Here is a 26,654-nt window from a genome sequence, read left to right on the forward strand (position 1 = left end):
GGTGGCCGGGGGACGGGCCACCGCGGGGCGGGTGCCGCGCCGCCGGCGGGGACGGCGGCGCGGTCGTGCCGGGGCACCGCTCAGGTGCCGACCTTCCGCTTGTTCCACACGTCGAAGCCAACCGCGGCGAGCAGCACCAGGCCCTTGATCACCTGCTGCCAGTCCGTGCCGACCCCGACGAGGTTCATGCCGTTGTTGAGCACTCCGAGGACCAGGCCCCCGATGATGGCGCCCAGGACGGTGCCGACGCCGCCGCTCATCGAGGCGCCGCCGATGAAGGCGGCCGCGATGGCCTCCAGTTCGAAGTTGATGCCCGCCTTGGGGGAGGCCGCGTTGAAACGGGCCGCGAAGACCAGGCCGGCGAGCGCCGCGAGTACCCCCATGTTCAGGAACACCGCGAACGTGACCTTCTTGTCCTTGACCCCCGACAGCTTCGCCGCCGGCAGGTTCCCGCCGATGGCGTACACATGGCGCCCCACCACCGCGTTGCGCATGACGTAGCTGAACCCGACCAGCAGGACGGCCAGGATGATCAGGACCACGGGGGCGCCCTTGTAGCTGGCCAGCAGGAGTGTCGCCGTCAGCACGGCGGCGATCAGCGCCGTCAGTTTCAGGGCGAACAGGCCGGCCGGGAGCGTCTGCAGGTCGAACTCCCGCTGGCGGCGCCGGTCGCGCAGCTCCTGCCACACCACGAAGCCGATCAGCGCCAGCCCCAGGAGCAGGGTCGGGTTGTGGTAGTTGGTCGAGGGCCCGGCCTCGGGCAGGAAGCCGTTGGCGATCTTCTGCAGCCCCTCCGGGAACGGGCCCAGGGTCTGCCCCTTCAGGAAGATCTCCGTCAGACCGCGGAACAGCAGCATCCCGGCGAGCGTCACGATGAACGACGGGATGCCGACGTAGGCGATGAAGAACCCCTGGAGGGCGCCGGCCGCGGCACCCAGCAGGAGGGTGATGCCCACCGCGAGGGGCCAGGGCAGCTGGTGCTGCACCATCAGCACCGCCGCCACGGCGCCCACCAGGGCCGTCAGCGAGCCCACCGACAGGTCGATATGCCCGGCGATGATGACGATCATCATGCCGACGGCCAGGATGAGGATGTAGCTGTTCTGCAGCACCAGGTTGGAGACGTTGCGCGGCAGCAGCAGGTCGCCGCCCGTCCAGACCTGGAACAGGACAACGATCAGACCGAGGGCGAACAGCATCCCGTACTGGCGCATGTTGCGCCGGGCGCCCTCCAGCAGGGCGCGTACCACCGGCGATCCGGTGCGGGAGTCCCGGGCGTCGCCCGGGGGCGCCGGGGCGGCCGGATCGGTGGTCAGGTCGGTGCTCATGCCTGGTGTCCTTTGTCGCCGGTGTGACCGGGCGCGCCGGTGGCGGCGGTCGCCGGTGCGGAAGGGGTCTGCGTCATGTGCCGCATCAGCACCTCCTGGGTGGCGTCCGCGCGCCCCACCTCTCCGGTGAGCCGCCCGGCGGCCATGGTGTAGATGCGGTCGCACATGCCGAGCAGTTCGGGCAGCTCGGAGGAGATGAAGAGGATGGCCTTGCCCTCGGCGGCGAGCCGGTCGATCACGGTGTAGATCTCGAACTTCGCGCCGATGTCGATGCCGCGGGTGGGCTCGTCCAGGATCAGCACGTCCGGACCGGCCAGGATCCACTTGCTGAGGACGACCTTCTGCTGGTTGCCGCCGGAGAGGCGGCCGACCTTCTCGAAGACGTGGGGGGCCTTGATGTTCATGGTCCGGCGGTACCGTTCGGCCACCCGCCGTTCCTCGTGTTCGTCGACCACTCCGCGCCGGGCGAGCCGGCCCAGGGAGGTGAGCGAGATGTTCCGGCTGATGGAGTCGCCGAGGTTCAGGCCGTAGTGCTTGCGGTCCTCGGTGACGTAGGCGATCTTGTTGGCGACCGCCTCGGGAACGGTGCGGGTGCGGATCTCCCGCCCGTCCTTGTGCACGGTGCCCCGCGCGTACCGGCCGTAGGAGCGGCCGAAGACGCTCATCGCCAGTTCGGTGCGGCCGGCACCCATCAGCCCCGCGATGCCGACGATCTCCCCCCGGCGGACGGTGAGCGACACCCCGTCCACGACCTTGCGGTGCTGGTCGACGGGGTGGTGCACGGTCCAGTCGCGGATCTCCAGCGCGGGCTCCGCCACGGCGGGGCCCGCGTACGGCGTGCGGTCGGGGAAGCGGCTGTCCAGGTCGCGCCCCACCATTCCGCGGATGACGCGCTCCTCGGTGGTCTCCGGCGCCCTGACGTCCAGCGTCTCGATGGAACGCCCGTCGCGCAGGATGGTGACGGAGTCGGCCACCTGGGCGATCTCGTTCAGCTTGTGCGAGATGATGATCGAGGTGATCCCCTGGTGCCTCAGCCCCTGGATCAGCCGGATCAGCTTCGCGCTGTCCTCGTCGTTGAGCGCCGCGGTGGGCTCGTCGAGGATGAGCAGCCTGACGTCCTTCGCCAGGGCCTTCGCGATCTCCACGAGCTGCTGCTTGCCCACCCCGATGTCGGCGACCCTGGTCTCCGGGTGCTCGTCGAGCCCCACCCGCCCGAGCAGTTCGGCGGCCCTGCGCAGTGCCTCGCGCCAGTCGATGACGCCGCGCCGGGACGGCTCGTTGCCGAGGAAGATGTTCTCGGCGATGGACAGCTGGGGGACGAGCGCGAGTTCCTGGTGGATGATGACGATGCCACGCCGTTCGCTGGCGCGGATGTCCCGGAAGCGGCACGGTTCGCCCTCGAAGAGGATCTCGCCCTCGTACGTCCCGTACGGGTGCACACCGGAGAGGACCTTCACCAGGGTCGACTTGCCCGCGCCGTTCTCCCCGCACAGTGCGTGGACCTCGCCGCGCCGCACGGAGAGCGTCACGTCGGACAGCGCCCTGACCCCGGGGAAGGTCTTGACGATGGACCGCATCTCCAGGACGGTGCCGGCCGCGGGGCCCGCCTCGCGGCGGGCCCCCGGGGTGGAGGTCACTTGAGCTCCCCGGCGTCGATGTAGCCGGAGTCGACCAGGACCTCCCGGTAGTTCGACTTGTCCACGCTGACCGGGTCGAGCAGGTAGGCGGGGACGACCTTCTCGCCGTTGTCGTACGTCTTGTCGTCGTTGATTTCGGGCTTCTCGTCGCCGAGGACGGCGGCGACCATGTCCGCGGCGACCTTGGCCAGGGCGCGCGTGTCCTTGTAGACCGTCTGCGTCTGCTCTCCGGCGATGATCGACTTCACGGAGGCGACCTCCGCGTCCTGGCCCGTGACGATCGGCAGGGGCTTGGCGGCGCTCCCGTAGTCGTCCGACTTGAGGGCCGACAGGATGCCGATGGAGATGCCGTCGTAGGGCGACAGGACGGCGTCCACCCGGGCCTTGGAGTAGGTGGAGGTCAGCAGGTCGTCCATGCGCTTCTGGGCCGTTCCGCCGTCCCAGCGCAGGGTCGTGACCTGGTTGAGGGCGGTCTGCCCGGACCGGACGACGAGCTGCCCCTTGTCGAGGTGGGGCTTGAGGACCTTCATCGCCCCGTTGAAGAAGTACTTGGTGTTGTTGTCGTCGTTGGAGCCGGCGAACAGCTCGATGTTGAAGGGCCCCTTCTCCGAGCCGTCCTTCAGGCCGAGCTTGTCGACGATGTACGTGGCCTGGAGCTCGCCGACCTTCTCGTTGTCGAAGGAGGCGTAGTAGTCCACATGGGGAGAGCCCAGGATGAGCCGGTCGTAGGAGATCACCGGGATGTCGGCGTCCGCGGCCTGCTGGAGGACGTTGGAGAGCGCCTCGCCGTTGATGGCGGCCACGACCAGCGCGTCGACCCCCTGGGTGATCATGTTCTCGATCTGGGAAACCTGCTGGTCGGGGTCGTCCTCGCCGTACTGCAGGGTGCTGCGGTAACCGGCCTTCTTCAGGGCCTCCGTCATGTTCCGGCCGTCGGCGATCCAGCGCTCGGAGGACTTGGTCGGCATGGCGATGCCGATGGTGAGGTCCTCCTTGTCCTCCGTCTCCTTGCTCCCTCCCTCGCCGCTCTGTCCGCAGGCGGTGAGGAGGAGCATGGCGCAACTGGCGGTCACGGCCAGAGCGGCGGATACGGCTCGGCTGTTCTTCATGGTCTTTCCCTGCCATCTCGTCCGTGGGGAGGCGGCTCTGCACGGTTCGAGCCCCTGCGCGAGCGGGGTTGCGCCGGTGGAGAACCGTGTCCGCACGGCCGACCGGAAGCGGCCAGCCTGCCGGAAAGATTGTTAGCGCTAACTTGTGGCCACAGCAAGAGGCGGTACACGTTTTCCCGCGCTTTCCCGCGTTTTCCCACATCGGCACACACCCGCGAACCACGCGACAGAGGGCGGCGGCACGCCCCGCGGGGTCCGGACCCGGCACGCCCGCCCTCACCGGGGGCCACCCCGCGGGCGGCGCCGCACGGCGAAGAGCGTCCGCCCTCCCCGGTCCGGACGCGGTGCGGCCGGACCGGAGCCGTCGGCCGTCCCCACCCGGGAAACCGGGAGCACCACCGGGTCCGGCATCCCGCTCCCGCGGCGGCACGCCGGACGAGGACGCCGGCACCGGGGCGACACCCCGACCGCACCACCCGCACCGGCTCCGCCCCTCCCGCGATCACGGCGTCGGCCGCCCGCCCGGGACGGCTCCCCTTTCCGGCGAAACCGCACGCGACTCTTGTCCAATCGCCTTGTTATCGCTAACAATTTGCCGGAGCGGTCAGCTGTTCTCCCTGGCCACCCACCCCGCTGCTCCTGATGGAGACCTGACGAGAGACCCACACCGTGACCACACATGCCCCTGACGGCACCCTCGACCGCACCCACCCCGAGGCCTGCACGGTCGGAGTCGACTTCGGCACCCTCTCCGGCCGCGCCGTCGTCGTCCGGGTCCGTGACGGCGCCGAACTCGGGTCGGCGGTCCACGACTACCGCCATGCCGTCATCGAGGAACGTCTTCCCTCCACCGGCGCTCCGCTGCCGCCCGACTGGGCTCTGCAGCATCCCGCGGACTGGCGTGAGGTGCTGCGTACCGCCGTCCCCGCGGCGGTCGCCGACGCCGGGGTCGATCCCGGCCTGATCATCGGCATCGCCACGGACTTCACCGCCTGCACCGTGCTCCCGACCACCTCCGACGGCACCCCGCTGGCCGAGACGGAGCAGTGGGCGGCCCGTCCGCACGCCTGGCCCAAGTTGTGGAAGCACCACGCCGCCCAGGACCAGGCCGACCGCATCAACGCCCTCGCCCACGCCCGCGGCGAGAAGTGGATCACCCGGTACGGCGGCAGGATCTCGTCCGAGTGGCAGTACGCGAAGGCCCTGCAGGTCCTGGAGGAGGATCCCGAGCTCTACGCCGCCTGCTCCCGCTGGATCGAGGCCGCCGACTGGATCGTGTGGCAGCTGACCGGCAGCGAGTCGCGCAACACCTGCACCGCCGGCTACAAGGGCATCCACCAGGACGGCACCTACCCCTCCACCGGCTTCCTGGCCCGACTGCACCCCGGCTTCGCCGACTTCGCCGCCACCCGTCTGGAGCACCCGCTGTCCCCGCTGGGCTCCCGGGTCGGCGGGCTGAGCCCGCGGGCGGCCGCCTGGACCGGGCTGCGCGAGGGCACGGCGGTCGCCGCCGGCAACGTGGACGCCCATGTCACCGCGCCCGCGGCCGGCGCCGTCGAGAACGGGCGGCTGCTGGCCATCATGGGCACCTCGACCTGCCACGTCCTCAACGGCCCCGCCCTCTGCGAGGTCCCGGGCATCTGCGGCGTCGTCGACGGCGGCATCGTCGAGGGCGCCTACGGATACGAGGCCGGCCAGAGCGGGGTCGGCGACATCTTCGCTTGGTGGCTGCGGCAGGGCGTCCCCGAGGACTACCGCGCCGAGGCCGAGGCCGCGGGCGAGGACCTGCACGAACTGCTGACCCGCAGGAGCGCCGCCCAGCCCGTCGGCGCACACGGCCTGGTCGCCCTGGACTGGATGAACGGCAACCGCTCCACGCTGGTCGACCACCACCTGTCCGGTGTCATCGCCGGCCTCACCCTCGACACCCGTCCCGAGGACGTCTACCGGGCCCTGCTGGAGTCCACCGCCTACGGCACACGCGTGATCGTCGAGGCGTTCGAGAGCGGCGGTGTCCCGGTCGAGGAGTTCATCGTGGCCGGCGGCCTGAAGAAGAACCCCCTGCTCATGCAGATCTACGCCGACGTGCTCCGCCGCCCCGTCTCCCTGGCCACCTCCGAGCAGGGGCCGGCGCTCGGCTCCGCCATCCACGCCGCCGTCGCCGCGGGCGCCCACCCCGACGTACGGTCCGCCGCCGCCGCCATGGGCAGTGTCCGGCGCCACGCGTACGTGCCCGACCCCGGCCGGGCCGATGCCTACGACGCGCTCTTCGCCGAGTACCGCCTCCTGCACGACCGCTTCGGCACCGGCACCGACCTCCTGCTGCACCGCCTGCGCCGCATCCGCAACGCCGCGCGTACGGCTGCCGCCCGCTGAACCGTCCCCGTCCACGCACTCCCCCGTCTCCGCCCCACCCGTCCCGTTCGAGGAGCACGTCCGACATGGCCATCGACCAGCCCGACCACGAGATCTGGTTCCTCACCGGCAGCCAGGCCCTCTACGGCGACGAGACCCTGGCGCAGGTCGCCGAGCAGTCGCGGAACATCTGCGGCCTCCTGGGGGACCAGCCGCAGATGCCGGTGCGCCTCGTGTGGAAGCCCGTGCTCACCGACTCCGCCGCCATCCGCAGGGTCTGCCTCGACGCCAACGCCGACGACCGCTGCATCGGCCTGATCGCGTGGATGCACACCTTCTCCCCGGCCAAGATGTGGATCTCCGGCCTGGACGCGCTGCGGAAACCGCTGCTGCACCTGCACACCCAGGCCAACCGCCAACTGCCCTGGGCCACCATCGACATGGACTTCATGAACCTGAACCAGGCCGCCCACGGCGACCGCGAGTTCGGCTTCGTCCAGACGCGGCTCGGTGTCCCCCGCAAGACCGTCGCCGGCCACGTCTCCTCCCCGGAGGTCGTCCACCGCGTCGCCGCCTGGGCGCGGGCCGCCACCGGCCGCGCCGAGCTGGCCGGCCTGAGACTCGCACGGTTCGGCGACAACATGCGCGACGTGGCCGTCACCGAGGGGGACAAGGTCGAGGCCCAGCTGCGGTTCGGCGTCTCGGTCAACACCTACGGCGTCAACGACCTCGTCGCGGCGGTCGACTCCGCCGACGAGGACACGGTCACCACGCTGGTCAAGGAGTACCTGGAGCTCTACCGCCTCGTGCCCGAACTGCGGCCGGGTGGTGAGCGCCACGCCTCCCTGCGGTACGCCGCCCGGATCGAGGCCGGGCTGCGCGCCTTCCTCACCGAGGGCGGTTTCCACGCCTTCACCACCAACTTCGAGGACCTCGGCGGCCTGCGGCAACTGCCCGGCCTCGCCGTCCAGCGCCTCATGGCGGACGGCTACGGCTTCGGCGGCGAGGGCGACTGGAAGACCTCCGTCCTGCTGCGCACGTTCAAGGCGATGGGGCAGGGCCTGCCCGGCGGCGCCTCCTTCATGGAGGACTACACCTACGACCTCACCCCCGGCCAGGAGCTCGTCCTGGGGGCCCACATGCTGGAGGTCTGTCCCTCCATCGCGTCCGCGACCCCCTCCTGCGAGATCCATCCGCTCAGCATCGGCGGGCGTGAGGACCCCGTGCGTCTCGTCTTCGACGCCTCCCCCGGGCCGGCCGTCGTCGTCGGCCTGGCCGACATGGGAGACCGCTTCCGGCTCGTCGCCAACCGCATCGACGTCGTCGCCCCGCCCGAACCGCTGCCCAGGCTGCCGGTGGCCCGTGCGGTCTGGCGCCCCCACCCGGACCTGCGCACCTCCACCGAGGCCTGGCTGACCGCCGGAGCACCGCACCACACCGTCCTGACCACGGCACTGGGCGAGGAGGAGATCGAGGACCTCGCGGAGATGCTGGGCACCGAACTCGCCGTCATCGACGGCGACACCACCATCCGCCGGTTCACCCGGGAGCTGCGCTGGAACCAGGCCTACCACCGCCTGGCGCAGAGCCTGTGACCGGCCCCGGTTCCCACCTCCCCCAGGACGGAGTCCGCCATGGGTAAGACTGTCTCCGACGAGCTGCGCCACGAGGTGCTGAGGGCCAACCTCCGGATACCCGAGGCCGGCCTGGCCACGCTGACCTGGGGAAACGTCAGCGGCGTGGACCGGGACGCCGGGGTGTTCGTCATCAAGCCCTCCGGCGTGTCCTACGACGTGCTCGGCGAGGAGCACCTGGTCGTCGTCGCCCTGGAGGACGGGCGTGTCGTGGAGGGCGACCTGCGCCCGTCCACCGACACGGAGACGCACCGCAGCCTCTACCGGGCGTTCCCCTCCATCGGCGGGATCACCCACACGCACTCCACCCACGCCGTGGCCTTCGCCCAGGCCTGCCGCTCCATACCGGTTCTCGGCACCACCCACGCCGACACCTTCAACGGTCCGGTCCCGGTCACGGCGGCCCTCACCGCCCAGCAGTGCGCCGAGGACTACGAGTACAACACCGGCCAGGTCATCGTCGACCTGCTGGGCGGTGACGACGCCCGGGCGAGGGAGGTGCCCGGTGCCCTGGTGGCACACCACGGCCCGTTCACCTGGGGTGCCGACGCCACCAAGTCCCTCGAGCACGCCGTCGTCTGCGAGGCGGTGGCCGAGATGGCCCTCCACACCCTCGCCCTGGGCACGGTCGTGCCCCCGCAGCACCTGCTGGACCGCCACTTCACGCGCAAGCACGGCCCGGGCGCCTACTACGGCAATCCCGGCCGCGTGTGACCGGAGCGCCCGGGCCCGCGGGGACGGTGCGCGCGCCGTCCCCGCGGGCCCGGGCGTTCCGGTGCGCGAGTCGCCCGCGGCCCTCCCGTCCCCCACAAGGAGGAACACCATGAGACGTCTCACCCGCCGCGGCCCGTTAGCGGTGATCGCCGCGCTGGCCGTGCTCGTCGCCGCTGTCCCCGCCCGGGCGGCGGTCCCCGACTCCCCCGCCGTGCACTTCACCAACCCGATAGCCCTCCAGCGCGCCGATCCGCACGTCTTCCGGCACACCGACGGCTACTACTACTTCACCGCGACCGTGCCCGCGTACGACCGCATCGTGCTGCGCAGGGCCACCACCCTCCAGGGCCTCTCCACGGCGCCGGAGACCACGATCTGGACCAGGCACGCCACCGGCGAGATGGGCGCGCACATCTGGGCGCCGGAGATCCACTTCATCGACGGGAAGTGGTACGTCCACTTCTCCGCCGGCACCGCCGAGGACGTGTGGAAGATCCGCCCCTACGTCCTGGAGAGCAGTGCCGCCAACCCCCTCACCGGCACCTGGACCGAGAAGGGCCGCATCCGGCTGCCGCTGGACACCTTCTCGCTGGACGCGACGACCTTCACGCACAACGGCACCCGCTACCTCAGCTGGGCGCAGAACGACCCGGCCGTCGGCAGCGGAACCAGCATCTTCCTCGCCAGGATGTCCAATCCCTGGACCATCAGCGGCACCCCGGCGAGGATCTCCACGCCCACCCACGCCTGGGAGACCGCCGGGCACCGCGTCAACGAGGCGCCGGCCGTCATCCGGCGGGGCGGCAAGGTCTTCATGACCTTCTCGGCCAGCGCCACCGACAGCAACTACTGCCTCGGGCTGCTGACCGCCGACGCCACCGCCGACCTGATGAGGCCGGCCTCCTGGACGAAGAGTCCGCGACCGGTCCTCAGCAGCAACGACGCGACCGGCCAGTACGGCCCCGGGCACAACTCCTTCACCACGTCCGAGGACGGCAGGTCGGACATCCTGGTCTACCACTCCCGCGACTACCGGGACATCAGCGGCGACCCGCTCGACGACCCCAACCGCCGCACCCGCTACCAGAAGCTGTACTGGAACGCCGACGGCACCCCCAACTTCGGCATCCCCGTGGCGGACGGCGCCACCCCGGTCCGCTTCTCGTCCTACAACTTCCCCGACCGCTACATCCGGCACCGGGAGTTCCGGGCCAGGACCGACTCGAACGTCACCAACCTCGCCGACTCCCAGTTCCGTGCCGTCACCGGCCTCACCGGTGACGGCACCGTCTCCCTCGAATCGGCGAACCACCCCGGCCACTACCTGCGCCACAAGGACTCCGAGGTGTGGCTGGAGAGGAACGACGGCTCGGCCGCCTTCGCCGGCGACGCGTCGTTCCACCGCAGGGCGGGCCTGGCCGACTCCGCGTCCGGTGTCTCCTTCGAGTCCTTCAGCCGGCCCGGACACTACCTCCGGCACTCCGGCCACCTGCTGTACGTCCAGGCTCCGCGCACCGCGCTCGACCGCGCCGACGCCACCTACTACGCCGAGTAGGGGCCGCCGTCCTCACGTCCGGTCCGCCCGGCCCGGCGGACCCGGGTTCCGGGTGTCCTGGAGCGCCATGACCGGCGGAAGAGGAAGGGGCATGCCCGGTGGGAGGTACACGCCGCCGTGGAGGCGGGCAGGCCGGTCCCGGGATGTCCGCGCGAACGCCCCGGGACCGGGAAGCGGGGTCAGCGGGACGGGGCCGCCACGCTCTGCCGCTCGACGAGCCTGGGGGTGATGATCCGCTGGGCGGGGCCGGTGTCCCCGGAGGAGATCCGGTTCAGGAGCAGGGACAGGGTCTCGGCGGCCACCGCGTCGAAGTCGGGCCGCACGGTCGTCAGCGGCGGGATGAAGTAGGCCGATTCGGGCACGTCGTCGAAGCCGGCGATGCTCACCTCCCCGGGAACGGACCGGCCCCGCTCGCTCATCGCGCGCAGGATGCCCAGCGCGAGGTGGTCGTTCGCGGCGAAGACCGCGGTCACGTCCGGGACGCGTGCCAGCATCCGGCCCGCGCGGTATCCCGCCGCCGCGCTCCAGTCGGCCGTGGTGACCGGCGGGACCTCCGCGCCCGCGTCCTCCAGCGCCCGCTGCCACCCGCGCACGCGTCCCGCGGCGTCGAGCCAGTCGGGCGGGCCGGAGACGTGCCAGACCGTCTGGTGCCCCGCGTCCAGCAGGTGCCGGGTGGCGGCGAAGGCGCCCGCCTCCTGGTCCACGGTCACCAGTGCGGCGTCCCGTCCGGAGTCGCCGTCCACGGTGACCAGGGGGACGTCCGCGGGCACTTCGGCCAGTGCCTCGTTGGCCGAGACCGTGGGCGCGATCACCACCATCCCGGCGACCCGCTGGTCGCGGTGGTGCTCCACGGCGGCGGCGATCGACGGCCGGTCCAGCACCCGGACCCGCCGCACGCTCACCGCGAAGCCCGCCGCCGCGGCGGCCAGTTCGAAGGCGGCCAGCAGTGAGGCCGGGCCGAACAGGGTGGAGTTCTGCGCCACCACCCCGATCAGCTGGGTCTGCCCGGTCACCAGGGCACGGGCGGCGCGGTTGGGCCGGTAGCCCAGCTCCTCGATGGCGGCGCGGACCCGCAGCCGGGTCTGCTCCCGGACGTTGGGATGTCCGTTGAGGACGCGGGAGACCGTCTGGTGGGACACGCCCGCGAGCCGGGCGACATCGGTCATGGCCGGATCTCGTGCCGCCCGGCCGCCCACTGAGGTGCCTTCCACCCGCACTCCCTCGTTCTCGGTGTTCCCGGCTGTCCTGCCGCTTGTTAACGATAACCAGAAGCGTGCGGTCGGCAGCGGCGGGGAACAGGCACGCCACCGCCGCTTCGTCCGCACTGCGGAGCCCTTCGCCGACAAGCGGCACAGACAAAGATGAGCGCTAACATAGCGCACCCAGAAGCTGCGCCAAAGAGGCAAAATCCTCGTGTCCAGAGGGTTGACGCTCCCAATGTTAGCGCTCACTCTTACCGCTAAGTGACGACGGTCACGCAGGCTCGCCAGAGCGGGCGGGCGCGCTTCCACGGAGGAATGAGCAGTGCTGAAAAAGATCGCCACGGCCGCCGGCGTGCTCCTGCTGGCCACACTGACCGCCTGCAGTGGCGGCGGGACGGGCACCGCCTCGGGCGGGCAGGACAACGGCAAGATCACCATGGGCTTCGCGCAGGTCGGCGCGGAGAGCGGTTGGCGCACCGCCAACACCAAGTCCGTCCAGGAGGCCGCCAAGGCCGCCGGAGTGGAGCTGCGGTTCTCCGACGCGCAGCAGAAGCAGGAGAACCAGATCAAGGCGATCCGCTCCTACATCCAGCAGAAGGTCGACGTCATAGCGTTCAGCCCGGTCGTGGAGACCGGCTGGGACGCCGTCCTGCTGGAGGCCAAGCGTGCCAAGATCCCGGTGATCCTCACCGACCGCGCCATCGACTCCGACGACGACTCGCTGTACGAGACCTTCCTCGGCTCCGACTTCGTCGAGGAGGGCCGCAAGGCGGGCCAGTGGCTGGTGGACAACTCCCAGGGCCCGGTCAACGTGGTGGAGCTGCAGGGCACCACCGGCGCCGCGCCCGCCATCGACCGCAAGAAGGGCTTCGAGGACGTCATCGGCGAGCGTCCCGGCATCAAGGTCGTGGCCACCCAGAGCGGTGACTTCACCCGCGCCGGCGGCAAGCAGGTCATGGAGGCGTTCCTCAAGTCCACCTCCGACATCGACGTGGTCTACGCCCACAACGACGACATGGGCCTGGGCGCCATCGAGGCCATCAAGGCGGCGGGCAAGAAGCCGGGCAAGGACATCAGGATCATCACCGTGGACGCGGTCAAGGACGGCATGCAGGCCCTGGCCGACGGCGAGATCAACTTCATCGTCGAGTGCAACCCGCTGCTCGGCGAGCAGCTGATGGACCTGGCCGAGAAGGTCGTGGCGGGCGAGGAGGTCCCCAAGCGGGTCGTCACCGAGGAGACCACGTTCACTCCCGAGCAGGCCAAGGCCGCTCTTCCGGACCGCAAGTACTGACCCGCGCGGCGGTCCCCGTCACCACGGCTCCTCCCGGTCCGGGCAGGCGGTGGCGGGGATCGCAGCCACCACGACGAAAGCACTGGTCATGACCGATTCCTCAGCGTGCGACGGCGCTCCGGTGGTCGACATGCGCGGCATCAGCGTCGAGTTCCCCGGCGTCAAGGCGCTCTCGGAGGTCGACTTTCGGCTGTTCCCCGGCGAGGTGCACGCCCTGATGGGCGAGAACGGGGCCGGCAAGTCCACCTTGATCAAGGCACTCACCGGTGTGCACCGCCCGAGTGCGGGCGTGATCCGCCTGAACGGCGAACCGGTCGCCTTCCCCGGCCCCGCCCGGGCGCAGGAGGCCGGGATCAGCACCGTCTACCAGGAGGTCAACCTCTGCACCAACCTGTCGGTGGCCGAGAACATCCTGCTCGGTCGCGAGCCGCGCCGCTTCGGCGGCATCGACGGCAGGGCGACCCGGGCGCGGGCGGCACAGCTGCTGGACCGCATCGGCCTGGCCGTCGACCCCGCCTCCACCCTGGGCAGCCATCCCATCGCGGTGCAGCAGCTCGTGGCGATCGCCCGGGCGCTGGCCGTGGAGGCGCGGGTGCTGGTCCTGGACGAGCCGACCTCCAGCCTGGACGCCGGTGAGGTCGCCGAGCTGTTCCGGATCGTCCGGGTGCTGCGCGCGGAGGGGGTGGCGGTCCTGTTCGTCTCCCACTTCATCGAGCAGGTCTACGAAATCGCCGACCGGATGACGGTGCTGCGCAACGGCACCCTGGTCGGGGAGTACCTGCCCACCGAGCTGGACCGGCTCGAACTGGTGTCGGCGATGCTCGGCCGCGAAGCGGGCACCCTGGAGGAGGTGCGGCGCCGTTCCGAGCACCGGGTCCCGGACTCCGCCCCGGTGCTGACGGCCCGCGGTCTCGGCCGGGCCGGTGCGATCGCGCCGTTCGACCTGGAGATCCACGCGGGCGAGGTGGTGGGCCTGGCCGGGCTCCTCGGCTCGGGCCGCACCGAACTGGCCCGGCTGCTGTTCGGCGCGGACCGCCCGGACACCGGCACCCTCACTGTCGGCGGGAAGACCGTCCGCCCCCGCGGTCCGCGGTCGATGATCGCCGAAGGTGTCGCGTTCTCCTCGGAGGACCGCAAGGCCGAGGGCGTCGTCGCGGACCTGAGCGTGCGCGACAACCTGCTGCTGGCCATGCAGGCCGCGCGCGGGTGGGCGCGCCCGATCCCGCGCCGCACCGCCGAGTCGCTGGTGGACGAGTACATCGCCAAGCTCGACATCCGTCCCGCCGACCCCGACGCCGTCATCGGCACCCTCTCGGGCGGCAACCAGCAGAAGGTGCTGCTCGCACGGTGGCTGGTGACCCGGCCCCGTCTGCTCCTCCTCGACGAACCCACCCGGGGCATCGACGTCGGGGCCAAGGCGCAGATCCAGAAAGTGGTGGCCGACCTGGCCGCCGAAGGCATGGCGGTGCTGTTCATCTCCGCCGAACTGGAGGAGGTGGTACGCGTGTCCGACCGGGTCGTCGTGCTGCGCGACCGGCGCAAGGTGGCCGAGCTGTCCGGCCACGACATCTCCGCCGACAAGGTCATGTCCGCCATCGCCGCGCAGGACGGACACCCCGCGGCGGTGGCCTCGTGAAGCCGGGACGCCTGAGACCGGGACGCCTGCTCTGGCCGCTGATCGCCCTGGCCGCCCTGATCGTGCTCAACGTGGTGGTCACGCCCTCGTTCCTGGAACTGCGGATGCAGGACGGACACCTGTTCGGCAGCACCGTCGACATCCTCCGCAACGGGGCGCCGACACTGCTCATCGCCGTCGGCATGACCCTGGTGATCGCCACCCGCGGCATCGACCTGTCGGTGGGAGCGGTCGCCGCGATCGCGGGCGCGATCGCCTGCACCTGGATCGCCGAGACCGGCGACGCGGTCACGGCCGTGCTGCTGGCTCTGGGCGTGTGCGTGCTGCTCGGGCTGTGGAACGGGTTCCTGGTATCCGTCCTGGGCATCCAGCCGATCATCGCGACACTGGTGCTGATGACCGCGGGGCGCGGGCTGGCGATGCTGCTCACCGAAGGGCAGATCATCACCGTCAAGAGCTCGCTGTACCGCCAGATCGGCGCGGGCTTCCTGATCCTGCCGGTGGCGATCCTGATCAGTCTGGCCGTCCTGATCGGCGTCGCGCTGCTGACCCGGCGGACCGCCCTGGGCATGCTGATCGAGGCCGTCGGGATCAATCCGGAGGCCGGCAGGCTGGCGGGGGTCCGCTCGCGCACGATCGTGTGGACGGTGTACGTCTTCGCCGCGCTGTGCGCGGGGGTGGCGGGCCTGATGATCAGCTCCAACGTCAGCGCCGCCGACGCCAACAACGCCGGGCTGTGGATCGAGATGGACGCCATCCTCGCCGTGGTCATCGGCGGCACCTCGCTGGCGGGCGGCCGGTACTCACTGACCGGGACCCTGGTCGGCGCCCTGGTCATCCAGACCCTGACCACCACCGTCTACACCATCGGCGTCCCGCCCAACGTCACCCTGGTGTTCAAGGCGCTCGTGGTGATCGCCGTGTGCCTGCTCCAGTCGCCGCGCACGGCGGGGCTCGTGCGAGCCCGGCGCAGGCCCGCCGCCTCCGCCGTCCGACCCCAGAAGGTGGGTGCCCGATGAGCGTCTCCGCTCCCGCACGTCTCCCCCGGCGCCTGGTGCCCGGGCGTCTTCCCCGGCGTTTCCTTCCGGTGGTCGCGACGTTCGTGGTCTTCACGGTCACCTTCGGCGCCGGCGCGGTCCGCTACGAGGGGTTCGCCTCGGGACAGGTCGTCACCAACCTGTTCGTCGACAACGCCTTCCTCATCGTGCTCGCGGTCGGCATGACCTTCGTCATCCTCACCGGAGGCATCGACCTGTCCGTGGGGGCGGTGGCCGCGCTGTCCACCATGATCGCGGCCGCCACGCTGAACGCGGGCTGGCCGCTGTGGCTGGCCGTGCTCACCGTGCTCGCCGCGGGCGGCACCCTCGGCCTGCTGATGGGCCTGGTCATCCACCACTTCGACGTCCAGCCCTTCATCGTCACGCTCGCGGGCATGTTCCTGGCCCGCGGGCTGTGCTTCCTCATCAGTGTCGAGTCGGTGTCCATCAAGGACCCGGTCTTCCGCTCCCTCGCGACCGGGACCATCGGGCTGCCCGGCGGCATCACCCTGACCTACAGCGTGCTGATCGCCCTGGCCACCGTGCTGGCCGGGGCGTACGTGCTGCATCTGACCCGCTTCGGCCGCACCGTCTACGCACTGGGCGGCAGCGAGTCCTCGGCACGGCTGATGGGCCTGGCCACCGGCCGTACCAAGGTCGGGGTCTACGCGGTGAGCGGGCTCTGCTCGGCACTGGGCGGGCTGCTGTTCGGCCTCTACATGCTCTCCGGCTACGGCCTGCACGCGGTCGGCATGGAGCTGGACGTCATCGCCGCCGTGGTGATCGGCGGGACCCTGCTGACGGGCGGGTTCGGCTACGTGGCGGGCTCGGTGGCGGGGGTGCTGGTGCTCGGCACCGTGCAGACCCTGATCTCCTTCGAGGGCACGCTCAGCTCCTGGTGGACCAGGATCGTCATCGGTGTGCTGCTGCTCGCCTTCATCGTGCTCCAGCGCCTGATCGTACGGAGACGAGCCTGAACCACACCCCCGGATCGCCCCGTCGCGCGGGAACACCGCGGCGGACCCCGGCTCCCCGGGGGAGCCGGGACGCGCGCCGCGCCCCTCCTCGTTCCTCGCCGGTCCGCCCTCCTCGCCGGGGCGGACCGGGGCGGACGAGGGGGGGCGGACCGGGCCCGGAGTCAGCCGGACTGGCCGCTGTCCTTCAGCGATCCCCAGCCGTGCCAGCGGTCGATCTCGATCCGGGCACTGACCCGGCGCCGGTCCCGCCGCGGGTACGGCTTCCCCAGGTAGTGCCGGGCCAGCCGGTCGATGTCGGCCAGTTCCTCGTCGTCGCGGAGTTCGACGACGCGGCCGATGAGGCTGAGGTGCGTGTACCAGTCGCCCTCGGCGAGCACGGTGAGCGTGACCCGGGGGTCGCGGCGCACATGCTCCAGCCGTTTGCGGCCCTCGTCCATGTTGACCAGTACCCGGCCGTCCTCCCACAGGTACCAGGTGGCGGTGGAAACCGGCTGGCCGTCGGGCCGCAGGGTCGCGATGACAGCCGGATTGGCCCTCTCCAGCATCGCGACGGCTGCCTCGGGAAGCGGTGGTTTCGACATGCGCGGCACTCCTTGCTGCGTCGTTGCTCGCCGTCGTCCGAACCGTACTGCCTCCCCCATCAGTCTCCTGGCGAGGGGACCACCGGCTTCAGCCGGTGGGGGAATCGCTTCCGTGGCTTGTGGTACTTTCTTTTCGTCCCGAAAGGGATCGGTTCGGGCTGGACCGCAACCTTCGGGTTGGAAGCCCCCTTCCTTCAGGTGGGGGAGCGGAGTCACGATCACACACCGCGACGCCTCCGCCCGGGCGGCACGTCTCCCGCACGGCGGCCCGGGCTCCGGGAAGGCGTTCCGCGAGGAGGTGCGTCCACCGCCGCCGGGAAGCGGTTCCCGGCGGCGGTGGGCGCACCTCAGCCGCGCAGGGCCTCGAACGCCCGGTCCACCAGCGTCGGCAGGTCTTCGGCACCCTGGCTGTCCACCCACACGATGAGGGCGATGTTCAGCGCGGCCAGTGCGGCCGCGGCGAGAACACGGATGCGCAGGACGTCGGCTTCCGGCCGGCGGGTGGCGAGGGCCTGTGCGAACAACCGCTCGGTGGCGTACTGGTTGTCCCAGAGCCGGGCGCGGAGGGCCGGTGTGGTCAGGATGAGCCGGGTGCGGGCCAGGAGCGCGTCCCTGTCGTCGGCGTAGACGGTCTCCAGTCCCTGTGCCAGTGCCCGGCGCAGGGCGGTGAGCGCGTCCTCGTCCGGGGGCCGCTGCTCGATGAGCCGGACGATCATCGGGTCGTAGTCGTCGGTCTCGACGACGGCCTCCTTGGTGGGGAAGTTCCGGAAGAACGTCATGTGGGAGACCCCGGCGGCGGCGGCGATCTCCTCGACGGTGGTGTTCTCGTACCCCTTGCTCAGAAAGAGCCTCAGCGCGTGCTCCTGGATGGCGCGGCGGACCTGCGCCTTCTTGCGGGCACGCAGACCTGTCGGCGGAGTCGCGGACGCCCTCATGGCCTCGTGCCTCCCGGGGCTGGTCAGGTACGGCGGAGCGGGATCACCGGACGATCACCGGACATGGCCGTCGCCGAGCACACGGGTCAGCCACCGGTCCAGCGTAGCCGGGGAGGTGCCGGACCATGCCAGGTGGCCGTCGGGCCGCACCAGCAGCGCGCGCCTCCCTCCGGTGACAGGGACCAGCACGGCTGTGTTCGTCTCTCCGAGGTGGCGCCGGGCGACAGTCGCGAGGTCCGCCGCGGCGGCGGCAGGGGCGACAAGGGCCCAGCGGGCTCCGAGCTCGGTGTGCAGACGGGTTCGGCCGCCGTCCTCGCGGACGCACTCCAGGTCGGGAACGCGGTCACCGGCGCGCGGGCGGGGGGTCGGCGCGGTCCGAAGCCGCCGGGGAGCCAGCGGACCGCGGCGGTAGCTGACCTTGAGCTGGGACATCTCCTCCCAGATCAGCCGCTGGACGAGTGGCCGGTTCAGCAGCGGGGCGAAGAGGTGGTCGCGCGCCATCCGGGCCGGCGGAGTCTGTCCGACGACCAGGCGGGTCGCGGTACTGGTGGACTCCAGGACCCCCTCCGCGATGGGCCGCCGCTCGGCCTGGTAGGTGTCCAGCAGTGCGTCACGAGCACGTCCGGTGGCGACGAGGGCGAGTTTCCAGGCCAGATTCTCGGCGTCGCCCAGACCGGTGTTGAGGCCCTGGCCGCCGAAGGGGCTGTGGATGTGGGCGGCGTCCCCGCTCAGCAGGATCCGTGCCCGCCGGTAGGTTGAGGCCAGGCGGCGGTGGATGCGGAACGTGGAGGTCCACAGCGTCTCCCGTACCTCTTCCCCGGCCAGGTCCGCCTGGTCCCGCAGCACCCCGAGCAGCGCGGCAAGCACGGCATCGGTACCGGTGTCGGTGCCGGTGTCGGTGCCGGTCCCGGCGGGTGCCGGGGCCATCAGGCGCCACAGGTCGGTGCCGGGCAGGGGGAAGACGCCGATCATCCGGTCGGCGCTCAACCACACCGACACCGTGTCCCGGGGCAACGGCAGGGCGACCCGTACGTCCGCGAGCAGGAAGCGCTCGACGACGGGGACGCCGGGGAAGTCGATGCCCGCCGCCTTGCGCACCCGGCTGTGCGCGCCGTCGCACCCCACCAGCCAGTCGGCGCGCAGCCGCTCGTCGGGGAGACGGACCGTCACGCCCTCACCGTCCTGGTCGGCGGCCAGCAGTTCCCGGTCCCACTCCACTTCGGTGCCCAGCTCGGCGAGCCGCTGCCGGAGCCGGGCCTCCACCTCGGCCTGGGACACGAGCAGGGCGGGCCTGGTCACCAGGTTGGTCCGCCGGCCGAACCGCAGCCGGGCCACGGGTTCGCCGCCGACATGGAGGATCGTCTGGCGGACCGGCAGCGAACGCCGCGGCAGGTCGTCCAGCGCGCCCAGCCGGTCCAGGACCTCCGAACCCCGCGGCTGCAGCCCCAGAGCCCGCGAGGTCACCGCCGGTTCCCGGGCCTTGTCCACCACCCGCACGGAAATCCCGGCGGCCCGCAGTCCGCACGCCAGGGCGAGCCCGGTGGGGCCCGCTCCGGCGATCACGACGGTCGGTGTGCTCACCCGCACTCCATCCGTTAGAAAGTAACAATTGTTAGAAGCTAACACGCGGGGCGGTGAAGTCAACGGCCTCACTTCACCAGGAGCACCGGAGCCCGGCACCGCCCGTACAACCGCCGCACGACCGCCGGTGACGACGGAGAGCGGTATCGGTGCCGCCGGGACCACATGCGGAGTGACGGCGCCTCCTCTGCCGGCCTCCCGGGGAGGCGATCCGCGGGGTTGGATGGAGGCATGACCACAGCATCGGAGCAGCCGCAGCCGTCTGATCAGGACCGGGACCGGGCGGGATTCGACCCCGCCGTCCGTGAGATGTTCCGCGCCAACCAGGCCAACTGGGACGCGCGGACCCCCGTCCACTCCGCCAGCCGCTTCTACGACCTGGCCGGTGCCGGAACCGGGCCCGAGGACGTCCTGGCCTGGTCCGCCCGGTGGTTCGCCCCCCGTGAGTGGGAGGACCTCGGCGACCTGACCGGGACGGACGCCGTGCATCTGCAGTGCCACCTGGGCACCGAGACCCTCGCGCTGGCCGCCCGCGGCGCGCGCGCCACCGGGCTGGACCTCTCGCCCGCCTCCGTCGCCGCGGCCCGGGAGCTGGCCGCCCGGACGGGGCTGGCGGTGGACTATCGCCAGGGCAACGTCTACGACGCCGTGGAACTCCTGGGCGGACAGCGCTTCGACCTGGTCTACACCGGCAAGGGCGCCCTGCACTACCTGCCCGACCTGGACCGCTGGGCGCGGGTCGTCGCCGGGCTGCTGCGCGGCGGGGGACGGGCCTACGTGGTGGAGTTCCACCCCCTGCTGCACTCCCTGGGCGACATGCCGGAGGAGGGCGAGGGGGACGAACTGCTGCTGCGCCACGACTACCTGGGCGGCCGCGGCCCCCGGCACCGCCGGGTGCGCCACAGCTACACCGACGGACCCCCCGTCGGGGGTGCCGCCGACAGCTACGAGTGGGCGCACGGCCTGGGCGAGACGGTCGGCGCCCTGGTCCGCGCCGGACTGACCGTCACCCGGCTCACCGAGAGCGAGGAACTGCCCTGGCCGCGCTGGCCGCGGATGGTCCGCACCGACTCGGGCTGGTGGCGGCTGCCCGACGACCGGCCCCGGATCCCCCTGATGTACGCCCTGCTGGCCACCCGGCCCTGACCCCGGCGCGCCTGCGGCAACCGCCGAAAGAGCACCCGGAGGCCGCCTTCCGCAGGGCCGTGCGCCTCGCGGTCAGGAGGAGTGGGGCACCAGGAAGTCGCCCGGGTCCAGGGCCCGGGCGACGATGCGGGTGTCGCCGATCCATCCGTGGAAGCCCTGACCGAACCGTTCGGCGAACTGGGTCGCGCCGATGACGAAGGGCTTGCCGAGGGTGGCGATACCGGTCGAGCGCTGGGCGGGATTGCGGGCGATCTTCGAGCCGTCGACGTACATCACGGTGCGGCGGCCGTCGTTGACCACGGCCACGTGCGTCCAGCGGCCGACCGGGATCGCATGACTCCAGGAGGTGGGGTCGGCGTCCTGGCGGTGGGGATAGACGACGAACTGCACGAAGCGCTCGCCGGACAGGTTGAGGCTGCACGTCGGTTCGTCGGGCGACCAGCCGGTGGTCTTGCCCGCGTCGCCGCTGCGTCCCTCCCAGCTGAGGAGGCCCATCCAGGCGTGGTCGCCCTCGAAGGGGTCGGGAAGCTTGAAGAAGGTCTCGATGGTGTATCCGGAGGTGAACTTCCGGCTGTTGAGCGGAGCGTGGGGGCCGGTGGTCAGGATCGCGCCCCGGTCCGGGTTCTTGCCGCCGTCGAACCGGAGGCTGGCGTGGGCGGGCTGGCCGCCGTGGTGGTCGGCCGACCAGGTGAGCGCCCGGGGGCCGGAGGCGTGCAGCCGCCGGGCCGTCAGGTCGTTGCCGTGGCCCGACAGGTCGCGCACCACGCTTCCGTCCGGGACGGGGGCGCCGTCCTCGCCGGCGGCGGCCGTCCCCGCGGGGTCGAACCGCCAGTAGGCGGCGGTGTCCGGCAGCAGCGCCGCGGAGGCCGGGCGCGGCCGGGGCGGTACGACGGGGGCGAAGCCCCGGAAACGGGCGGTGAAGTCGATGTCCATGCCGAACCGGTCGGCGGGGCCGGTCAGTTCGACGGTCTCCGCCTCCAGCGGCGTCCGTTCCTGCGGGTCGCGGGCCAGCAGCCAGGGCGAGAAGGTCTCCACGTCCACGGTGTCGCGGACCAGGTCGAAGGAGTACAGGCGGAGCATCGCCGCACCACCGTAGTAGCGGTCCTGGTAGTTGGTGATGTGGACGTGGACGTCGTTGCCCGCGCGGTTGGTCAGCACGGTGCGGCCGGGGGGCCAGTAGTGGCCGCCCAGCGCCAGGAAGATCTGGTCGTTGCGGTCGATGACGGCGTCCCACAGGCGCTGCCCGTGGGACGACAGCCGCGCGGTGCCGCCGGCGTCGGCGTGGGCCAGGTCGTGGGTGGTCAGGATGGCGGGCAGCCGGGGGTGTCCGTCGAGCACGTCCTGCACCCACCGCACTCCCCTGTCCGACACCCGCCAGTCCAGCGCCAGGACCAGCCACCGGCGTCCGCCGGCCCGCAGCACGTGGTAGGTGTTGTAGCCGTCCGGGGAGGCCCCGCCGAAGGTCGGCACGGAGGCGAGGCGCCGGGGCCCGAACGCGTCCAGGTAGGGGGAGCCGCCGCGCTGGTCGTCGGTGGAACCCGGTATGTCGTGGTTGCCCGCCAGCACGCTGTAGGGCACCTTGCGGTGGAGGGTGCGGAAGGTGTCCGCGGCGAGCCCGGTCTCCTCCCGCGTGCCGTGCTCGGTGATGTCGCCCAGATGCGCCACGAAGGCGATGTTCTTCCTCCCGCGCTCGGCGACCAGGTAGCGGAAGGTCTCCCGCAGCGGCGCGGGGTCGGCGCTGTCGGCGTCGAAGAGGTACTGGGTGTCGGGGAGGACGGCCACCGTGAAACGAGGGCTGTCGGGATCGAACCGGCCTCCGCCGCCCGGTGCCGCGGCGTGTGCCGGCCCGTCACCGAGAGCCGTCGTCGCGGCACCGGCCGCGGGTGCGGCGACGGCGGTCCGCAGCAGGGCGCGCCGGGCCACACCGTTCCGTCTGTCCATGTCTCTCATTCCGGCTCCCTGCGCGGCTGTGCGGTCGTGCGGTCGTCAAGGCACTGTGCTGACCTGCCGTGGCCGTGCGGTGGCCCGGGGCTGAACGGCGGCCGCCGGTTCACCGTATGCCGGGCGGGAATCCGGCCGTACGGCCCGGATCGGGCGGTGACCGCCGGAACGCGCCGCTCCCGGCGGTGTGTTCGTCGCACCGGCACCGGCCGCCCTCCGCGCCGTCCGAGGTTTCCCCGCGGCCCCGGCGTGGGCAGCACCCCCAGGTGCCCCGGACGACCTGAGGCACGGTGAGGAGGTGGCGGCGTGGCGGAGGCGGAGCACACGGCCCGCGCCCTGTGGAACCTGATCGAACCGGTCCACGCGGTGACCTACTTCGCGCCGCGGGCCCGGGCCGCTTTCGAGGAGGCGGGCCTGCGCGGTTTCTGGCGTGGGTACTTTGCCGGCCGCGCCGCGCCGCTGGGGGAGGTCGGGCCGGGGCCGGTCACCGCCGCGTTCTTCGGCTTCGCCCCGGCGATGGTCGCGCGGGCGCTGCCGGGTGTCTGGGCCATGGCGGCTCCCGGACGCGCGCTGGAGGCCCGGCGGGCCGGCGCCGGCGCGGCTCTGGAGCACCTGCTGTCCGGGTACGGCCGCCAGGTGGAGGAGGCCGCCGGCCTGCTGGTGCCCGTGGCCCGGGAGGCGGACTGCGCCGGGCGGGTGCTGGCCGCGGCCAACCAGGCCCTCCCGGTTCCGCGGAACGCCGTCGACCGGCTGTGGCACGCGGCGACCGTCCTGCGGGAGCATCGCGGCGACGGCCATGTCGCGGCCCTGGTCGCGGCGGGCCTGGACGGCTGTGAGGTCCTGGCGCTGCGGGCCGGTGTCGACCTGCCGCGCGCCGAGCTCCAGCCCCACCGGGGGTGGAGCGACGAGCAGTGGCAGGCCGCCCGGCACCGGCTGGCCGACCGCGGATGGCTGGCCGGCGACGGGACGGCGACAGCGGACGGACGCCGGGCGCACCGGGCGCTGGAGGAGGCGACCGACCGGGCTGCCGCACGTCCCTGGCGGGCTCTTGACGCCGTCGCGGTGGACAGGCTGCGGCGGGAGCTCACCCCCCTGGCCCGCGCGTGTGCCACAGCTCTGCGGTTCCCCAATCCGATGGGACTGCCCGCTCCGGCCGGGTGAGGCATCCGGCCGCGCGGCATCGCACGGGTACCGGACGGTTTGTTCGGTGCGGTGAGCACCGGACCCGGCGGTGGGATGACTGCCGGGCCCCGCGGGCCGTCGGCGAACGGCCCGCGCCCGCGCGGCCAGGGGCCGGATCGGTTCCGGCCGCCGGTGCGGGGCCCTGCCGTGCGCTTCCGGCGGGGCGGCCGACCGCCGACGGCGCCGGTTCACCGTGCGCCGTCGACCGGCCGGACACCGCTCAGCGGCCCGTGCCGAAGTTCTGGGTCCACCACGGACCGCCGTCACCGAAGTGGACTCCGACACCCAGCTCCTCGAAGGCGCAGTTGAGTATGTTGGCGCGGTGGCCGGGGCTTTTCATCCAGGCGTCCATGACCGAGGCGGCGTCGGGCTGTCCCCGGGCTATGTTCTCGCCCAGGTTGGACCAGGCGTATCCGGCCGCCTCCACCCGTTCGGCCATCGTGGAGCCGTCGGGGCCCGTGTGGGACATCACGCCGGACGCGGCCATCACGTCGCTGTAGTCGTCCGCGGCCCGCGTCAGCCGGGCGTTGGCGGTGACCGGTTCGCAGCCGGCGGTCTTCCGTTCCTCGTTGACGAGCGCGAGCACCCGGGCCTCCGGCCCGTCGCCGTCCGGCGCGGTGCCGGCTCCGGAGTCACCGGGTGCGCCTTCCCCGCCGCCGCCCCCGGTGTTTCCCTCGGCACCGGTCCCCTTGTTCCCCGTGTTCCCCGTGTTCCTCCCCGGGGCCTTCTCCGGGCTCTTCTTCGGGCTCTTCTTCGGGGCCTCGGCCCGTTTCGTCCTCCCGGGGGAGGCGGAGGAGGAAGCGCCGCGCCCGGGCTCGGCGGACGCCCCGGCGCCGGGTGAGGGGGAGGTGCTCGCGCCGGAGGAAGGCGAGGCGGAGGGGGAGGCGCCGTCCGTGTCCTCGTCCACCACCGGGTCGTCGGCGGTGTCGGTGGCGTTCGCCGTCACCCGGTCCGCCGGCCCGTCCTGGTCCCCGCTCGCGAGGAACGTGACACCGGCGCCCGCCGCCACGGTGAGCACGCTGAGCGCGAGAACGATGTCGCGCGCCGGGGTACCGCGCCGGGGACGGGCGTGGGAACGGGGCCGGGAACGACCGGCTCGGCGGGAGCTCATACGGACGGCACCTCGGGGAGTCGTTCGAAGGGCGGCCGGTTCGGGGAAGATCCCGGCGGGCGCGGCCCCGCCCACCGGGATTCTCGGGAGTCGGGCGAGAGCGTAGGCGAACCCGTGACCGAAAAAGCGGCTGGGAACGGCTTCCTCACAAAGCCTTAAGGAAGCCATGAGGTTCACACAAGGTACGGGGGTGCCTCTATGTCTTTCATCAAGCCCGTGTTGGTCATGCGGCGGTTGCTTCGGAGGTGCGGGGTTCGTAGAAGGTGCCGTCGCGGAGCATGGCGAACAGCACGCTGATGCGATGGCGGGCGAGGCGGAGGAGGGCTTGGGTGTGGGTCTTGCCGCGGGCCCGGCATCTGTCGTAGTAGGTGCGGGAGGCCGGGTCGTGCAGGGCGGCGAAGGCGGAGAGGAACATCGCGCGTTTGAGCTGCCGGTTTCCAGTGCGTGGGGCGTGTTCGCCGTGGATGGAGGACCCGGAGGACTTCGTGGCCGGGGCGAGGCCGGCGTAGGAGGCCAGGTGGGCGGCGCTGGGGAAGCTGCTGCCATCGCCCACGGTCACCAGCAGGGTGGCTGCGGTCCTGACCCCGACTCCGGGCATCGAGGTCAGGACCTTCGAAAGAGGGTGGGCCTCCAACAGCTCGCTGATCTGGACTTCCAGGGCCCGTCGTTGCTGGTGGACGGCGGCCAGGGATCTCGCGAGCGAGGGCACGATGACGTCCAGGGTGCTGGTGCCGGGAACGACGACGGTCTGTTCGTCGAGGGCGTCGAAGATGTCGCCCACGAGGCGTTCGGCCATACGCGGGGCCTTGGGCCGCAGCAGGTTGACCAGCTGGCGGCGGCCGGCCTTGCGCAGGGCCTGCGGGGATCCGAAGCGCTCCAGCAGGTGGGTGACCGCCGGGTGGTCCAGGCGCGGGCCCAGGACCCGCTCCAGGGAGGGGTGGAATTGGGTGAGCAGGCCGCGCAGCCGGTTGGAGGTGCGGGTGGCCTCACCGGTGAGGTCCTCGTCGAAGCCCACGAGCATGGTCAGCTGGGCGGCAGTCTCGTCGGCGAGGTCGAGGGCGCGCAGGGTGTGGGGCATGGTGCGGGCGGCGTCCGCGATCACGGCCGCGTCCTTGGCGTCGGTCTTGGCCTCGCCGGGGTAGAGGTCGGCGATCCGCCGCATTGCCAGTCCTGGCAGGTAGGCGACGTGGCAGCCCGTGTCCCGGGCCACGGTCAGCGGCAGGGCGCCGATCGAGGCGGGCTGGTCGACGACGACCAGGACGGTGCCAAACTTCCCGCGGAGCTTGTCGAAGACGGCCCGCAGCTTCGGTTCGCTGTTGGGCAGCCGCTTGTCGAAGACGGTCTTTCCCGCCGGTGTCAGAGCGTGGCCGTGGTGGTCGCCCTTGCCGACGTCCAGGCCCAGGTAGACCGCGATCTCGCTGGTGTCGAGCACCGTACCCCCCGAGGGTGGCTTGTGTCCGTCCCGGCCTCGGGGCGCTGGCACCGTATGCGCGCATCCACGTTACGCAGACCTGCCACCCCCAGGTGGCCCGGCCTTGCGCCGGGCCGGATGGCGGTCGGGCCTCTCATCAGCGGTCAGTCGGTGCCCTCGGGCCCGGTGACACCACCCCCCAGGTCATTCGAGCGACAGGGGGCAACAGTCATGCCGGGCCCGGAGGCCAGGAGCCCCGTTTCGGGGCCACGAAGAAGGTAACGGGGC

The 26,654-nt window shown here is 71.9% G+C and carries 20 protein-coding genes; 10 read left to right on the forward strand and 10 right to left on the reverse strand.

The annotated features are described in order from the left end of the window. Positions 1–80: 80 nt before the first annotated feature. The 3 genes from mmsB to chvE are packed head-to-tail and all read right to left on the reverse strand — an operon-like array spanning position 81 to position 4,074. Positions 81–1,328, reverse strand: a complete 1,248-nt coding sequence (mmsB, locus tag CUT44_RS13585) for a multiple monosaccharide ABC transporter permease (protein WP_100202223.1) — start codon at positions 1,326–1,328, stop codon at positions 81–83. After that, on the reverse strand, positions 1,325–2,905 hold the full coding sequence (gene mmsA / locus CUT44_RS13590) for a multiple monosaccharide ABC transporter ATP-binding protein (protein WP_100202244.1): 1,581 nt from the start codon (positions 2,903–2,905) through the stop codon (positions 1,325–1,327). Before mmsA ends, mmsB begins: the two co-directional genes overlap by 4 nt. Positions 2,906–2,961: 56 nt before the next feature. Continuing rightward, entirely contained in the window at positions 2,962–4,074 is a 1,113-nt protein-coding gene (gene chvE / locus CUT44_RS13595) for a multiple monosaccharide ABC transporter substrate-binding protein (protein ID WP_100202224.1), read from the reverse strand. 669 nt (positions 4,075–4,743) lie between these two features. On the opposite strand from chvE, the gene araB reads away from it, so the two are divergent. From araB to CUT44_RS13615, 4 genes are all read left to right on the forward strand, one after another. Continuing rightward, positions 4,744–6,450, forward strand: coding sequence for a ribulokinase (gene araB, locus CUT44_RS13600; RefSeq protein WP_100202225.1), 1,707 nt, complete (start codon positions 4,744–4,746; stop codon positions 6,448–6,450). 65 nt (positions 6,451–6,515) lie between these two features. Continuing rightward, entirely contained in the window at positions 6,516–8,024 is a 1,509-nt protein-coding gene (gene araA, locus CUT44_RS13605; RefSeq protein ID WP_100202226.1) for an L-arabinose isomerase, read from the forward strand. 39 nt (positions 8,025–8,063) lie between these two features. After that, positions 8,064–8,777 (forward strand): L-ribulose-5-phosphate 4-epimerase AraD, encoded by a 714-nt coding sequence (gene araD / locus CUT44_RS13610; protein WP_100202227.1) that lies wholly within the window; start codon positions 8,064–8,066, stop codon positions 8,775–8,777. 109 nt (positions 8,778–8,886) lie between these two features. Next, complete coding sequence (locus CUT44_RS13615; protein WP_100202228.1) at positions 8,887–10,332, forward strand: family 43 glycosylhydrolase; 1,446 nt, start codon at positions 8,887–8,889, stop codon at positions 10,330–10,332. Positions 10,333–10,511: 179 nt separating this feature from the next. Here the strand turns inward: CUT44_RS13615 and CUT44_RS13620 are convergent, their stop codons facing one another. After that, on the reverse strand, positions 10,512–11,498 hold the full coding sequence (locus tag CUT44_RS13620; RefSeq protein ID WP_100202229.1) for a LacI family DNA-binding transcriptional regulator: 987 nt from the start codon (positions 11,496–11,498) through the stop codon (positions 10,512–10,514). A 361-nt stretch (positions 11,499–11,859) separates the two neighbouring features. Here CUT44_RS13620 and CUT44_RS13625 point away from each other — a divergent pair, with 361 nt between their 5' ends. The 4 genes from CUT44_RS13625 (at position 11,860) to yjfF (ending at position 16,478) form a co-directional block, all read left to right on the forward strand. Next, complete coding sequence (locus CUT44_RS13625; RefSeq protein ID WP_408646742.1) at positions 11,860–12,828, forward strand: ABC transporter substrate-binding protein; 969 nt, start codon at positions 11,860–11,862, stop codon at positions 12,826–12,828. Between the two features lie 88 nt (positions 12,829–12,916). Continuing rightward, a complete protein-coding gene (locus tag CUT44_RS13630) occupies positions 12,917–14,464 on the forward strand; it encodes a sugar ABC transporter ATP-binding protein (RefSeq protein ID WP_100202231.1) in 1,548 nt (515 codons plus the stop codon). Beyond that, positions 14,461–15,483, forward strand: a complete 1,023-nt coding sequence (locus CUT44_RS13635; protein WP_408646741.1) for an ABC transporter permease — start codon at positions 14,461–14,463, stop codon at positions 15,481–15,483. Before CUT44_RS13630 ends, CUT44_RS13635 begins: the two co-directional genes overlap by 4 nt. Then, positions 15,480–16,478 (forward strand): galactofuranose ABC transporter, permease protein YjfF, encoded by a 999-nt coding sequence (gene yjfF / locus CUT44_RS13640; RefSeq protein ID WP_100202232.1) that lies wholly within the window; start codon positions 15,480–15,482, stop codon positions 16,476–16,478. Before CUT44_RS13635 ends, yjfF begins: the two co-directional genes overlap by 4 nt. A 161-nt stretch (positions 16,479–16,639) precedes the next feature. On the opposite strand, the gene CUT44_RS13645 is transcribed toward yjfF, so the two are convergent. The 3 genes from CUT44_RS13645 to CUT44_RS13655 all read right to left on the reverse strand — a co-directional run bounded on the left by CUT44_RS13645 (position 16,640) and on the right by CUT44_RS13655 (position 19,575). Then, positions 16,640–17,059: a PPOX class F420-dependent oxidoreductase gene (locus tag CUT44_RS13645; RefSeq protein ID WP_100202233.1), complete on the reverse strand. Its 420-nt coding sequence runs from the start codon at positions 17,057–17,059 to the stop codon at positions 16,640–16,642. 347 nt (positions 17,060–17,406) lie between these two features. After that, positions 17,407–17,994 carry a TetR/AcrR family transcriptional regulator gene (locus tag CUT44_RS13650; protein WP_100202234.1) on the reverse strand — a complete coding sequence of 196 codons (588 nt, stop codon included), beginning with the start codon at positions 17,992–17,994 and terminating at the stop codon, positions 17,407–17,409. Between the two features lie 54 nt (positions 17,995–18,048). Further along, positions 18,049–19,575, reverse strand: a complete 1,527-nt coding sequence (locus tag CUT44_RS13655; RefSeq protein ID WP_100202235.1) for an FAD-dependent monooxygenase — start codon at positions 19,573–19,575, stop codon at positions 18,049–18,051. 309 nt (positions 19,576–19,884) lie between these two features. Here CUT44_RS13655 and CUT44_RS13660 point away from each other — a divergent pair, with 309 nt between their 5' ends. Further along, entirely contained in the window at positions 19,885–20,721 is an 837-nt protein-coding gene (locus CUT44_RS13660) for a class I SAM-dependent methyltransferase (RefSeq protein ID WP_233221393.1), read from the forward strand. Between the two features lie 72 nt (positions 20,722–20,793). On the opposite strand, the gene CUT44_RS13665 is transcribed toward CUT44_RS13660, so the two are convergent. Further along, positions 20,794–22,662, reverse strand: coding sequence for a LamG-like jellyroll fold domain-containing protein (locus CUT44_RS13665; RefSeq protein ID WP_233221389.1), 1,869 nt, complete (start codon positions 22,660–22,662; stop codon positions 20,794–20,796). Between the two features lie 306 nt (positions 22,663–22,968). Here CUT44_RS13665 and CUT44_RS13670 point away from each other — a divergent pair, with 306 nt between their 5' ends. After that, complete coding sequence (locus tag CUT44_RS13670; RefSeq protein WP_100202238.1) at positions 22,969–23,823, forward strand: SCO6745 family protein; 855 nt, start codon at positions 22,969–22,971, stop codon at positions 23,821–23,823. Positions 23,824–24,064: 241 nt separating this feature from the next. Here CUT44_RS13670 and CUT44_RS13675 read toward each other — a convergent pair whose 3' ends face one another. Next, a complete protein-coding gene (locus CUT44_RS13675; RefSeq protein WP_100202239.1) occupies positions 24,065–24,955 on the reverse strand; it encodes a CAP domain-containing protein in 891 nt (296 codons plus the stop codon). Positions 24,956–25,178: 223 nt separating this feature from the next. After that, positions 25,179–26,387 (reverse strand): IS110 family RNA-guided transposase, encoded by a 1,209-nt coding sequence (locus CUT44_RS13680; protein ID WP_100201472.1) that lies wholly within the window; start codon positions 26,385–26,387, stop codon positions 25,179–25,181. Positions 26,388–26,654: the final 267 nt, after the last annotated feature.

The sequence above is a fragment of the Streptomyces carminius genome (assembly GCF_002794255.1).
In the GTDB taxonomy this organism is placed as follows: Bacteria; Actinomycetota; Actinomycetes; order Streptomycetales; family Streptomycetaceae; genus Streptomyces; species Streptomyces carminius.